Origin of the sequence: Paenibacillus sp. 276b (assembly GCF_900107875.1) — a bacterium.
Taxonomy (GTDB): Bacteria; Bacillota; Bacilli; order Paenibacillales; family Paenibacillaceae; genus Paenibacillus; species Paenibacillus marchantiae.
In genome coordinates this window covers 1,905,570-1,919,398 of record NZ_FNRR01000001.1, presented here as the reverse complement: position 1 = coordinate 1,919,398, position 13,829 = coordinate 1,905,570, and the positions used below count along the sequence as shown (strand labels likewise).

Below are 13,829 nucleotides of genomic sequence, written 5' to 3'. Positions count from 1 at the left end.
TTCAGCATCGATGTCGATGAAAGGCGGATGTTCAAACATGTTCAATGTTGCAATCTGTGATGACGAGGAGAACCAAAGAGAACTTGTAAAAACGATGCTTATCTCCTTATCTCTAAAAACGAATATTGATTTTCAAATTACATTATTTGCATCCGGTGAGCAGCTCGTCTCACATTATAAAAACGTTGGAGACACGTTTCATATCCTCATCATGGATGTGGAGATGAGCGGAATGAACGGAATCCAGACAGCCAAAGAAATCAGAAATATGAAGTATCTGGATGTGCAAATCATGTTTCTGACAAGCTACCCCGAGTATATGGTGGAGAGTTTTGATGTGGTTACTTTTCAATATCTGATCAAACCAATCCTGCCGGATATCTTCGAGGAGAAAATGATTAAGCTGTGCCAATATTTTAAAGCGCTGGACAAAAAGTATGTACTGATTAAATCAGATTATGAAGAGCTTCTATTGAAATACGATGATATTCTCTGGATTGAGGTCATGAAGAGTTTGACGATCAAGAACAAATTAAAATTTGTGACTCAGGAAAATTCGCATGAGAGCAAAGGCATCTTATCCGGTTACGCTACCGCTTTGAAAGATCATGGTTTCTTGCAGATTCATCGCTCGATTATCATCAACCTGATGCATGTTCAGAAGTTTGCGGGTACCCAAGTCGTCATGTTAAATGGTACGGAATTGCCTATAGGCCGCTCTAAAGTCAAGGAAGTCAAGGATGCTTATACCAAATATATGATCATGAGGATTCAGTGATATGGATATGTATGTAATCTTGTCCGTCTTCGTCGTTCCTTTACTTATGGCATTTCAGGTGAATTTTTATTTCAATTCCGTGCTGGGCAAGTCCAGACGAAAGCCATATAGAGCAATCTATTTCATTGTATTTATCGTACTAGGGTATTTCTATTTGGTATCTTCATTTTCACCTGTCGTTTCATCCGTTTTTGCATTGTTATTCATCTTCAGCCTGGCACAATCCTATGAGGTGGAATTCATCATAAAACTTGCTTTTACCATCCTCTATGCAGTACTGCTCACAACGGTAAATTACATTGCCGTATATATTATGAGTGCGATCGATTCCACGGATTACAGCATATGGGATCATTTCAACGTGGATTATCATTGGGTGTTCTCCAAAGTGATGTTGCTTGGTTGCAGTATCATGTTCATTGTTATCCAGATTGTGCGTTTGATTGCCAAACGGAGAAGTTTCGCTGTGCAATATCGTTATTATTTCTTGTTTCTGATCGTACCCACCATTACGATCTATCAGATCAATGTGGCCTCGACTTATAGTGAAAAAAATATATATTACGTCGTTTCCGTGCTGGGCTCTCTTTTTCTCAATGTGTTCATTGTTTATGTATTCGATAATATGGTGGAAAAGGTTCAGCTCGCACATGAAAATGTTCAACTACAGCGTCAGATGGACTATCAGGATGCCAACTATGAAAAGACAGTGCACAGTTTCAAAAACGTGAAAAGCATCATCCATGATACCAATCAGCAGTTCCTGTACATTGAAGAGTGTATCAAGCAAAACAAGCTTGATGCCGCAGGTGAGCATATTAAACTCACATTGAATAAGATTGAAGGAGCGTACCAGCGGGTGAACTCCGGCAATCTTGTTATCGATGCCCTTGTTACGAATACCATCGCCGTGGGGAAGGCAAATGGGATCAAAGTCGACACCCGTATTCAACTCCATTCACAACATCTCCATATCGATCGTTATGATCTGTGCGTTGTGCTCGGCAATATGTTGGATAATGCCATCGAAGCTTCCAAGAAAGTTAGACATGCCGAAGACAGGTATATCCTGGTTGCAATTCACTCCACGGCGTCTGCACTCGTAATCCAGATTCTGAATCATGTGGAGCAAAAATTGACTCACCTCAAGAGTGAGAAGCCCAATCCCGAGTTCCATGGGATCGGCTTAACCAATATATCGAGAATGTGCGACAAGTATGGCGGACATATGAGTATCGAGAATCATCATCGGACATTTAATAACATGGTCGTTCTTCCTTTTGACATGAACAGTCTCTGAACATACCGTTCGGGGATTGTTTTTTTCCATTCAGGGTTCGTTATCATTCTATATGCTTCTTCCCCGATATGATGAATGTAATTATATGAGCAGTATCATAAGGGAGGAAGTTATTATCATGAAGAAACTAATCAGTATGCTATGTACGGCTGTACTTGTAGTCATTCCGATGACAGATGTCAGTGCAGAGACGAACAAGATGGGAGCGATTGAAGATCAGGCTGGGCGACTCGCCACAGAGATGGTGAAGAATTATGGTGTTACAGGTTTACAATATGCGATCATGGATGAAGGGAAGATCATTTTGTCCGACAGTGTTGGATTCCAGGATAAAGCATCCAAGACACCAGTCGACAAGAATACCATGTTTGGAATAGGCTCCGTTAGCAAAATGGTTGTCACGGCTGCCACCATGATGCTGGTGGATTCCGGTAAAGTGGATCTGGATCAGTCCCTCACTTCCTATATTAAAGATTTTGAAATGGCAGATGCCCGGTATACCCAAATAACCCCACGAATGCTCATGAACCATTCCTCCGGGCTTTATGGCACCCATTATGGAAACAGTATGTTATTTGACGATACCGATACCCGCAATCATGATGAATTACTGCTCAAACTAAAGTCAGAGAAATTGAAATCAAACCCGGGGGCCTTTTCCGTCTATTGCAATGATGGCTTTCAGTTGCTTGAGATATTGGTTGAACGTGTGAGTGGATTGAGCTACAGCGAATTTATTGCCAAGTTCATCAGTGAGCCGTTACAGCTGCAAGCAACCAAGACACCGCTTGATTCTTTTGATAGAAAACAATTATCGGAAACCTATTGGCCTTCGTTTGAAACGAAACTGCCTGTCGAAAATGCCAATATCATCGGTGCAGGTGGAGTCTACTCGACTGCAGAAGAATTAAGCAAGTTCGCTGAAGTGTTGATAGGAAACAAACCGGATATTCTGTCCAAATCAACAGCAGAGTCCATGCAAAATCATGAATATCGTCGGGGAATATGGGTGTCCGAAGAGAGAAATACCTTCAACTATGGTCTCGGATGGGATGCTGTAGCACTAGCACCGTTCAGCGATTATGGCATTACCGCACTTGCCAAAGGTGGAGACACCATGATGTATCATGCCTCATTAATCACTATACCGGAACATGATATATCAATAGCGGTCCTATCTTCGGGCGGGTCTTCTATCTATAATCAGATGTTTGCCACTAAAGTTCTGCTGGAGGTTCTTCAGGATCAAGGCATCATCGACGAGATAGAGCCTGAACAAACTTTCTCACAACCTGTCAAAACAACGATGCCATCGGAATTAACGGCGTATTCAGGCCACTATGGTACGGTAGGTTCAACCCTTGATATAGAGGTTAAAAATGGCGAGATCGCACTTCCGGCTATGCAGGGAGGACTTATCCCGGAGCAGAATTACGTGTACACAGGTGAAGGGGAATTTACGAGTAACGATGGAAGTGTGAAGGTCAGCTTCGAGAAAGAAAGCAACGACAAGGTATATTTTAAAGTTCAGGCGAATATCACGCTGCCTGGATTAGGCCAAACGGTCATGAACACATATGATTATCAAAAATTGGAAAAGAATTCACTGGATACAGCATCGAAAGAGAAATGGAAGGCTAGAAACGGCTCGAAATATTACGCGCTGGATGAAAAGATAACGTCGATCTTCTATCTGGTGCCATCGATGCTGATCAAAAACCTGACCGTAGATGTGGAGAACGGTTATGCGAATGGCACACAAATTGTAGATCCGGATAATGCAGAGAATGTTGCCCAGATTCCTGTGATGAACGGAAGAGATGCTTTCGATCTGCATTTCCGCACGAAGAACGAAGCGGAGTACTTAACTCAGGATGGACAGGAGTATATTGCGGAGGAAGCCATTACACCAATCTTCGGTGGGAAAAAAGGCATCACCACCATCCCTTCAAACGGTCAAGCTCGGTGGTATGCCATCGATTCCCGCTCAGCGAATAAAACGCTAACGGTGGATTCTCCGGAGAGCGGAGGTTATGCGGTATATAACGATAAAGGTGAAGTGCTTCAATTTTCAAAAGCAACGAATCAACAATCAACGCTGCTTCCTAAAGGTGGTTTTATCGTCTTTGGTGGTGAAGCGGGAGATGTCTTCAAGATTCAACTAAAGTGATTGCATAAGGAAAAATGATTTCATTCGAAAATATCGGATTCTGAGCGTAGGTTGTTCGTGATCCGATATTTTTCTTTTTTTATACGCCCAAACACAACATGATTCTCCTTCATAGGTTATATGGAATCAGCCTAATTTGTCAATGAAAATTATGTGTTTTCATAACTAAGGAGTTGGATAGATACGTGATTTCAAAAGTTAAGCTTACAGGGCGAGTGGTGTTTAAAGGTGACCCTGGATATGAAGTGGCTCGGAAGAACTGGGATCCGCATACGGACAGATTCCCTAAAGTTTTTGTATTTGCTCAAAAAACACAGGATGTAGCCAATGCCATAAGATGGGCGCGTCAAAATAAGGTCCCTATTCGTCCGAGAAGTGGGAGGCACGCTTTAGAGCCCAACCTATCACAGGTCAATGGTGGTATTGTCATCGACGTTAGCGAAATGAAGAGAATCAAATTAAACAAAAAAAGCGGAACGGCCGTCGTGGAGACAGGTAATCGTGTAGGAAGAATCGTGGATACGTTGGCTCGACAAGGATATATGGCCCCATTTGGTGACAGTCCAACGGTTGGAATTGGTGGAATAACACCTGGTGGTGGAATTGGTCCACTGCAAAGGACAACGGGTCTCATCTGTGATAATCTAATCGAGCTCGAAATGGTTGACGCTAAAGGGCGGATTATTCGGGCGAACAAAAAGAAAAATTCCGATCTTCTGTGGGCTACACGTGGCGGCGGAGGCGGTAACTTCGGTGTATATACTAAATATAAATTCAAGGTGCGGCACTCTCCAGCCAAAGCTACTGTATTTAGTATCACATGGCCATGGAATCAGTTCGAAAAAGTCGTGAAGAAATGGCAAGTATGGGCGCCTAATGCCAGTACCAAGCTGGGAAGTGAATTAAGTGTTGGTCCCAAAAAAGGCGGAAATGTTAGCATGATAGGGGTATACCTCGGTTCGAAGAGTGAAGCCCTCCGTCAGTTGGAACCCATTCTTAGCGTAGGAACGCCTACCAAAAAAAGCATTCTGTACCTGCCATACAGGGCAGCCACGAAGTTTTTGCTAGCCCCAGATCCTGTGCTCACTCAAAGGTACAGCAACCAGTTTTCCAGTGGCTTTGGTAGACAGCCATTCCCGGATAAAGCCTTCAAAGTCATGCGTGAGTTTCTGGAAAATGCAGAGGAAGGTACACCAGCCGGTTTCTATTTCCTTAACTGGGGCGGTGCTGTAAGTCGAGTCGCTCCTCAAGCCACTGCGTTTTATTGGCGTAAAGCTGAATTTTATGTAGAATGGAACAGCTCATGGGTGAAGCCATCGCGTGCAGCTAAAAATATTGCTTTGACTCGGAACACAAGAAAGAAATTGCAACCTTATATTGTTGGGTCGTACATTAACGTACCAGACCAAGGTATTAAAAATCCAGGGCCGACCTATTATGGAAAGAACTACGCCAGATTGAGAAAAGTAAAAGCGAAATATGATCCGAAAAATGTGTTTAATAACCCGCAAAGTATTCCGCCAGCTAAATTAAAATAGGGTACGATTTCCAAACCGTTAATTCTGAAAAGAGTTAACGGTTTTTTTGACCTTTCTAATCGTTGTATTTACTATTTATTGTAGAGTAAGATGTAAAAAAATAATATTCATACTGCAACGGGGTTCTGGTAATTTATTTTAAGGAGGTAAAAGATGGATTACATTTCGTCGATTGAAGCGGCATTAAAGGTGAAGCGCCCTAAATATACCGCCATAGCGGCGGGGCGACGTCATACCATTGGTCTTAGATCGGACGGAACGGTGACGGCAGTGGGTGATCATAAAGTTGGACAATGTGATGTAAACGGTTGGCGCGATATGGTGGCGGTAGCTGCTGGTAATGTTCACATGGCAACGAACACGGGTAATGCGCATACTATCGGCCTAACGTCTCGGGGCACTGTAGTGGCTGTGGGTTGGAATATACACGATCAATGCGAAGTCAACGACTGGCACGATATTGTAGCAATTGCTGCGGGGTGGCGTCGTACCGTTGGTCTTAAATCGGACGGCACAGTGATTGCAGTGGGACGAAATAATGAAGGCGAATGCGATGTAAGCAGCTGGCGTGATATGGTGGCGGTAGCGGCGGGTGACTGGCATACCGTCGGACTTAAATCAGACGGAACGGTGACGATTGTGGGCAATAATCAGTATGGCCAATGTGAAGTAAGCGGTTGGAGCGACATTGTCGAAGTAGCGGCAGGGTATCTTCATACCGTGGGGCTTACATCGGACGGTAAGGCGGTTGCCGTGGGTAGGAATAAACATGGCCAATGCGATACAAGCGACTGGCGTGGTATTACGGCGATAGCGGTAGGAAGTAATCATACCATTGGCCTTAAATCGGACGGTACGGTTGTGGCTGTGGGGTTGAATAAGCATGAACAGTGCAATGTAGGGGGCTGGTGTGATATTGTGGCGGTAGCTGCGGGTTGTGCTCATACTCTTGGCATTAAATCAGACGGAACGGTGGTGGCTGTGGGTGATAATGAATATGGTCAATGTGATGTAAGCAGTTGGCGCGGCTAATTTACTATGGACGGGGGAATTGAATTGAAACGGATTGCGGTATATTGTGGTGCAAGTAAAGGTAACAATGCTATTTACGAGAAAGCTGCCGTTCAGATAGGTAACTGGATTGTTGACCAGGAACATGAACTAGTCTATGGTGGCGGAAAAGCAGGATTAATGGGAGTGCTCGCGGATACTGTGATTCAACGTAGTGGAATTGTTACTGGGGTTATACCTACCTTTTTGCAAGCGAGAGAACTGGCCCATGAGCAGCTTAACAAAATCATTATTGTGTCTAATATGCATGAGAGAAAAGCTAAAATGATTGAACTTGCAGATTGCTATATTGCAATTCCAGGTGGACCAGGGACGCTTGAAGAAATTACAGAGGTCATTTCGTGGGGGAGAATTGGGCAGCATGTCAATCCATGCATCTTTTACAATGTGAACGGATATTATGATCTGATTGGCCAATTCTATGACAAAATGGTCGAAGAAGGTTTCTTAACGAAAACAGATAGACAAAAGATACTTGTTACAGATTCTTTAGACGAAATTAACACTTTTATAAGTACTTATGTACCGCCTGATATTCGTCAATACAATTAATGTTTAATATCAGCGGCAATGTAACGAACGGATGAGTAGAAGGTTCGAAGACGGCACGTTCCGACTGGCACAATCGGTTAGGGCTCCATTGAAAGTCGCTATTATAGCGGCTTTTTTTGTTTTATCTGGATGTGCTACTAGAAACGGAAGATCTCGAGGGCATGGATAGTTGATCTGTCGTGGGAATTTCACCAATGGAATGTGGGGCTCTATAAATCGCAACTTCTTTATATGATAATAGTTATCATTCTCATTTACGTAGTTCGACATTTGCTGTATACTGACAATGACTATGATACATAATGGCCAAAAAGAAAAAGGAAAAGGGAGAGATTTTGAATGTTTTTACGAGTGAAAAAAGGAGCAATCCTTTGTTTAATTACTGCACTTGTTTTTGTGCTTGCAGCTTGCTCCAGTAGTAATGGCGGCAGCAAAGATGCAAACACTAGCTCACAGGGAGCAGTGACGGATACCGCTACGAATGCTTCAACAGATGAGCAAAAAACGGATGCGGATGCGACAGGCGCAGCTCAAACAACGTACCCATTTGTTGTGTCAAACTATACAACTGAAAACGGCACCTGGGTGGCAAAGGAACAAACCTTTGATAAGGCACCTGAACGAGTAGTTGCCAATACACAAGGTGCAGCAGAGTTATTGATTCGTCTTGGTTTGACTGACAAGATTGTTGGCGTAGCGGCGTTGTTTGGCAATGTACCTGATGATATTGCTGAAGATTTCAAAAAAATTCCTGTGTTATCTGAAGGTTATGTAGGTAAAGAAGTGACCATAGGTGCTTCACCTGATCTGGTTATGGGGCGTGGGGGATTGTTTGAAGATGCTGATTGGGGCGTTGGCACTGTAAACAGTCTGAATGAGATGAATATCAAAACATTTGTACAAAGTACCAGTGTTACTGACGCAAAATTAGATAATCTATATCAGGATATCACTGAGCTAGGTAAAATATTTAACGTACAAGCGAATGCAGCGGCATATATCGATCAGCTCAAAGCACGTGAGAAAGCGTTATCGGCTCGAGCAAGCGCTGAAACGATCAATTATGCATCTTTCTTTGATAATGGTGATGGAACCATTGGAGTGTACAACGGAAATGGAGACACATTTATTGAAAGTGCAATGTCATTAATCAATATGCATAATATGCTGATTAACGAAGAAGGCACCCTCAGTTTGGAGAAGCTAATCGAGATCAATCCAGATGCCATGATTATTTCGAAATATGCCGGCGGTATTGATCCAGAACAAACGATTGAAAAGCTGCTAGCCAACAAGCAATTGCAAAGTATTAACGCGATTAAAAACAAGAAAATTTACGTTATCGATTTCAACAACTTCTGGGGTTACGGCGATTCTATCTTCACAGGAGTTGAAGCACTTGCAGATGATCTGAACTTGTAAGGGCACATGCGCTTGCTTGATTACCATGATCCGATAAATATCATGTTTATTTTAACGGCAGAACAGTAATTTACTGGGCTGTCGTTTTCATTTTAATATGATCAAAGTATCGAAACAGGATAAGGCCCTTCCTCTTCTTATTCGGGAAGAGAAGGGCTTGTCCGCATTAATGATTAATGAAGGATATTTTTATTGGCAGATGACCCTGATTATTGCGTTTCATTTTTCATATCGGCGACTTTTATCACGGGATAGGTTTGAACTGCATGGTCCAAAGTTTGTTTTTCCATCAGTTTTCCATCCAAGACAACGGCGGAGATGCTTGTCGTATTTCGGATATCCTCTAACGGATTCTTATCAAGAAGTACGAGATCAGCAAGTTTCCCTTTTTCTACGGTGCCCAGTTCCTGCTCTCTTTCCAAATATCGTGCCGGATTCAACGTTGCTGACTGCAAGGCCTGGAGTGGGGTGAGGCCGCTTTTAACTAGCAATTCAAGTTCATCGTGCAAGGAAATGCCGTATATAAAGTTAGTCATTTCGTAACTGGAATCGGTGCCTGCAAGCATAGGCACGCCAGCATCATTTAACTTTTTGACCATGCCCGGCGTTAGGGAATTGATGGCCTCCATTAATTCCGTTTGTTCGGGAGGGGTTGCGCGAATCACTTCGGCCCATTGCTTCTGCACGGCCGTCGGTACGTATTTGGACCGCGGATCGATTTCGGTTTTGGCCATATTCAAATAGGTAACCATGGTCGGTACAGGCCAGACACCTTTTTCTTTGAATTTGCGGAACAGCTTGTTAGCCTTTACTGAATCATAAGATTGGGAAGCCTCGACCTCTGCGAGCGAATAACCAAGCAAATCACTCATGTCGGCATGTTTGAAAAGTTCATCCTCAATGCTCGAAGTAGCAATAAACAAACCATGCAGATGTTCTATGCTCTTGAACCCCAGTTGAATGGCTTCACTGGCCCGAACCTCTACCGGCAAATGACCGACAACTGGCAAACCGTATTTTTGGGCTTCATCCATGACTGCTAGAAACAGAGGACGCGGCAACCAAGAGTACACTTTGATATGATCCGCGCCTTTTGCGACATTGAGACGTACAGCTTCCCGCGCTTGTTCCTCTGTGCTCAGGTAGAACATGTGTGGGGCTTCGTCAGCAGGACCTCCATTTAGAGTCGAACCTGCATAGAAAAGACGTGGTGCAGGCATCCCGGCTTGAATACTCGTTTTCCATATATCGACGTTTGTCAGCGCCGCGCCCATCTCCCTTACTCCGGTTACACCATTAGCCAGAAAGAGAGGAAAAGCGTCTTTATAGTTATCTTCCAGATGGACATGCATGTCCCACAGACCGGGAATGATGTATTGGGCCTTAGCATTCCGTACTTGCGCGTAATCGGGAATGGCCGTTTGACTGCTACTTCCAATGTAACTGATCTTGTTATCCTTAATGATAATGGTCTGATCGCTGGCTAACTTTCCGGACCTTACATCTACAATCGTCGCATGCTCAAGCACTAACGTCTGACTTGTCGCAGGTTCAATGCTTGCATAACCGGTACCTGTAGCGCATGCTAACACAATCCATAATGCCATGAACCCTACTATGTACTTCTTGAAGCTACCTAATTCTCTCGTTAAACTCATTATTGTCCTCCTCATAGATATGAATGATATCAACTGATTTATCTTCATTCTAGAGTGTGAATCCTGATTTTTTATTAATTCATTCTTACAAAAATCTTACGGTTGAAAGGGAAGAGGGAGCAGTAGCCTTTTTTGTTTTTAGCCTTGTCAAATTAACAAATCCTGAATAATCTAACACATACCACAAAAGAGGGGGAAGAAACATGAGCGAAGTTGGATATGGAAATGTAGGCGGACTTGGTGGAGGATACGGTGGCTTCACGTCCGTTGGTGCAATTCTGGTATTGTTTATTCTGTTGGTTATCATCTCCAAAGCATTCTTAGTTTAATATTAAGCTTAGAATTTCCGCTGGCTTTCGCTGGCGGTTTTTTTTGTTATGTAAAGGTCAACAAAAGCAATTTAAATAGGGAACGTTGTGTCATGAGTAACTGACATAAAGTTCCCTATTATGATCCTACATTTCTCGCTTATACTACGGTGATCGTTCCATAATACATGTACATGCCACAATTGAAGTTGTACGTTCCAGGTTTCAGATCTTTTAGGGTAATGAAGTTATCTCCTTTTTCTAGATACACATCTATTCCTAAATCTTTAGACTGAACACTTCTTATACATGTATAACCTGAATGTTTTATAAAATTTATTTTCGTCGGAACGCCAGCTTTTACTTTAATATTTTCTTGACTAAAACCATCTGATTTTACGTCGACAGAAACAATCTGATATCCTGAATTTTCTTGAACAGAATTAGCTTGCTCACTCTGTGATTCTTGTGATTTAATTGCCGATGTATCATTCGGTTGAAATTGGTAAAATAACGTTGCACCCACAGCTACAATTCCAAAAGCTACAGTGAGTATACCTCCAATAAACGGCACACCAATTCCACTTTTATTTGTTTTAGCGCTAGTATCCGTATCTTGATTCGACAATTGAAGAGCAACGCTCAAAATAAAAATGAATAGGATGTCAACAAATATCATCATGATATAGGAAGGACCAATCATTACCCCGAGCATTGCGCCCATCATGCCACCCATGATTCCTGCCAACATACCATCCAAAGTTGCCAATATACTGATAGGTTTGCCTGTGAAGTATCCGGCTCCTAAGCCAAACAATATGGCGGCAATGGATGGGACCGTTAAATCACGAGGAAACACAATGCCTAATTGTACACCAAGTACAAGGCTGGACATCATGCCAATGGTCATAGCGATCATCATGCCAGGCATACCTGTAAGTTTTTCTTTTCGCTTATACGTTTTAAGAACAATGAATGCTGTAAACAGTACGACCATAACTATACTTAATATCGCTAATAACACAATCTTATTCCTCCTAATATCCATACAGTAATGATGGTAGTTATCTACTCATAACATTACGATCAAGATCATTCATCTCACTCATGTACTAATATATCAGAATTATCATAAGAACGTGACTATTGTCACAGACAAGTCAAAGGATTGTCGTAATAGTATGAAGATAAATTGACATTTTGTTGATATCTCTTTCTATAATCTATGTTTAGTTCTTAGTTAGAGTATGGTCTAACCTAAATATAAGTTTCACTCTATATCAAAAAAATCAAGTGTCATTTTGGCCATTTCTTCTTTTGACTCCGTACAACCGCGTATTATCCACTTTTTTAATATGCTCCATAACCCCGCAGCCACCATCGTTCTCATATAATCTTTTTCTATTTCGCTATGGTACTCATGCTTAGTACCTATGATATGCTCCATCGCTTCCAAGTAAAGAACGTATTGGTCGTTAAGAAGTCCAAATAATTGATTTTCGATTAAAATGTGCAGAAAAACGTTATGTTTCTCCCAAAATGTGAAATAGGCAAGGGGCATTTCATGAGGCCCTAAGTTTTTATCACTAATATATTCAAAAAAATCCTGAAACATTAAATCAATGATTTCGACGAGTACAGATTCCTTGGATGTGAAGTTGCGGTAAAAGGTTTTTCTTACTAGACCGGCTTTATCACACATCTCTGTTATCGTGATTGCGCTATAGGGTTTTTCCTGTAAAAGTTCAATTAAAGCATCACATAACCATTTCTTTGATCGTTGAGCAATAGGATTAACGCGAGTAGACATGTCACAAATCACCTCTAATGTGTAACCTCTGTCACACGTATTGACTGCTTTATAGACATCCAATTATAATCGAACCCAACAAGTTACACAAGTGTGACACTAATGGGAAGCGGAGGAATTTAGGATGAACAAGGTAGTGACTTTAGCACATACCTATGAAGATTACAAAAGATTAGGGATTAATAAAGAACCTGCCAATTGGGAAGATGGTATGAGAACAGATGGTCAAGCAGGTAGTTATGAGTGGTGGTATTTTGACGCCGAATTTACAGATGGTACTAAGATTGTGGTCGTGTTCTACACGAAGTATGAGTTCGACCTCAAAGGTGAGGCATGCCCAACAATAAGGTTTGATCTGACGATGCCGGATGGTAGAAACATTTCGAAAAAAATATCCGAAGAGAAAGGTAGTACAATCCGCGCTTCCAAAGAAACATGTGATGTGAAAATTGATAGAAGTAGTATCCAATACTCCAATGGGGATTATATAATCCATTTTGTTGACGATGACATTGAATATCGCTGTACCATGAAATCTATCGTGCCCATGTGGAGACCTAAAACAGGACATATATTTTTTGGAGAAAAACAAAAGGACTTCTTTGCATGGTTCGTTGCCCAGCCTTCTGCCGATCTGGAGGCCGTACTTACTGTAAATGGACAACGCCGTGAATTAGTTGGTAACGGATATCACGATCATAATTGGGGAAACGCAGAAATGAACAAGCTCATCAACCATTGGTACTGGTGCCGTGCTAATATTGGACCGTATACCGTGATATCTTGCGATATCATTGCGGAGAAAAAGTATGGTTATACACGCATGCCTATCATCATGATTGCTAAAGACGGTGTGATTCTGGAAGATCGTGAGGAGAACACGAGGATAGAACGAACGGATACGATTAAGCATCCCTTTACAAAGAAATTCATGGATAACCAATTGAAATTTATTCAGTCCTCTGGCAATAACACTTCTTATCAAATTGAGTATCATCGGGAAGCGGATATCGTTGCAAGTTCTCTATTGGAGGGCATGAAGCTTTCTTTACCGATGCGTGTGGCTGTAAAAGTCTTGAAAATAAATCCAACATACGTTCGTAGTATAGGGACAGTTAAGTTGACCGTCAATGAGAATGGGAAGCAAGAGGTACATCAGCAGGAAGGTCTCTGGGAACAGATGTTCTTTAGCAACATCAAAGACGCTATTATTTGTGAATAA

The 13,829-nt window shown here is 42.1% G+C and carries 12 protein-coding genes; 9 read left to right on the top strand and 3 right to left on the bottom strand.

Annotation, left to right across the window (positions count from 1 at the left end):
- Positions 1–37 precede the first annotated feature (37 nt).
- The 7 genes from BLV50_RS08070 to BLV50_RS08040 all read left to right on the top strand — a co-directional run bounded on the left by BLV50_RS08070 (position 38) and on the right by BLV50_RS08040 (position 8,831).
- Positions 38–778, top strand: coding sequence for a LytR/AlgR family response regulator transcription factor (locus tag BLV50_RS08070; RefSeq protein WP_090806895.1), 741 nt, complete (start codon positions 38–40; stop codon positions 776–778).
- A 1-nt stretch (position 779) separates the two neighbouring features.
- A complete protein-coding gene (locus BLV50_RS08065; protein WP_090806893.1) occupies positions 780–2,078 on the top strand; it encodes an ATP-binding protein in 1,299 nt (432 codons plus the stop codon).
- A 118-nt stretch (positions 2,079–2,196) separates the two neighbouring features.
- A complete protein-coding gene (locus tag BLV50_RS08060) occupies positions 2,197–4,248 on the top strand; it encodes a serine hydrolase domain-containing protein (protein WP_090806891.1) in 2,052 nt (683 codons plus the stop codon).
- Positions 4,249–4,433: 185 nt separating this feature from the next.
- On the top strand, positions 4,434–5,786 hold the full coding sequence (locus tag BLV50_RS08055) for an FAD-binding oxidoreductase (protein WP_090806889.1): 1,353 nt from the start codon (positions 4,434–4,436) through the stop codon (positions 5,784–5,786).
- Positions 5,787–5,939: 153 nt separating this feature from the next.
- Complete coding sequence (locus BLV50_RS08050; protein ID WP_090806887.1) at positions 5,940–6,818, top strand: RCC1 domain-containing protein; 879 nt, start codon at positions 5,940–5,942, stop codon at positions 6,816–6,818.
- Positions 6,819–6,824: 6 nt separating this feature from the next.
- Positions 6,825–7,409: an LOG family protein gene (locus BLV50_RS08045; RefSeq protein WP_072733167.1), complete on the top strand. Its 585-nt coding sequence runs from the start codon at positions 6,825–6,827 to the stop codon at positions 7,407–7,409.
- A gap of 339 nt (positions 7,410–7,748) precedes the next feature.
- Positions 7,749–8,831 (top strand): ABC transporter substrate-binding protein, encoded by a 1,083-nt coding sequence (locus BLV50_RS08040; protein ID WP_090806885.1) that lies wholly within the window; start codon positions 7,749–7,751, stop codon positions 8,829–8,831.
- Between the two features lie 209 nt (positions 8,832–9,040).
- Here BLV50_RS08040 and BLV50_RS08035 read toward each other — a convergent pair whose 3' ends face one another.
- Positions 9,041–10,489 carry an amidohydrolase family protein gene (locus tag BLV50_RS08035; RefSeq protein ID WP_177031137.1) on the bottom strand — a complete coding sequence of 483 codons (1,449 nt, stop codon included), beginning with the start codon at positions 10,487–10,489 and terminating at the stop codon, positions 9,041–9,043.
- A 203-nt stretch (positions 10,490–10,692) separates the two neighbouring features.
- Here BLV50_RS08035 and BLV50_RS33065 point away from each other — a divergent pair, with 203 nt between their 5' ends.
- On the top strand, positions 10,693–10,818 hold the full coding sequence (locus BLV50_RS33065; protein ID WP_063562644.1) for a hypothetical protein: 126 nt from the start codon (positions 10,693–10,695) through the stop codon (positions 10,816–10,818).
- A 139-nt stretch (positions 10,819–10,957) separates the two neighbouring features.
- Here the strand turns inward: BLV50_RS33065 and BLV50_RS33395 are convergent, their stop codons facing one another.
- Positions 10,958–11,821 carry a cupredoxin domain-containing protein gene (locus tag BLV50_RS33395; protein ID WP_256337892.1) on the bottom strand — a complete coding sequence of 288 codons (864 nt, stop codon included), beginning with the start codon at positions 11,819–11,821 and terminating at the stop codon, positions 10,958–10,960.
- Positions 11,822–12,067: 246 nt separating this feature from the next.
- Positions 12,068–12,607 (bottom strand): TetR/AcrR family transcriptional regulator, encoded by a 540-nt coding sequence (locus BLV50_RS08025; protein WP_090806881.1) that lies wholly within the window; start codon positions 12,605–12,607, stop codon positions 12,068–12,070.
- Positions 12,608–12,731: 124 nt separating this feature from the next.
- Between BLV50_RS08025 and BLV50_RS08020 the strand changes: the two genes are divergently transcribed.
- Complete coding sequence (locus tag BLV50_RS08020; RefSeq protein WP_090806879.1) at positions 12,732–13,829, top strand: lipocalin-like domain-containing protein; 1,098 nt, start codon at positions 12,732–12,734, stop codon at positions 13,827–13,829.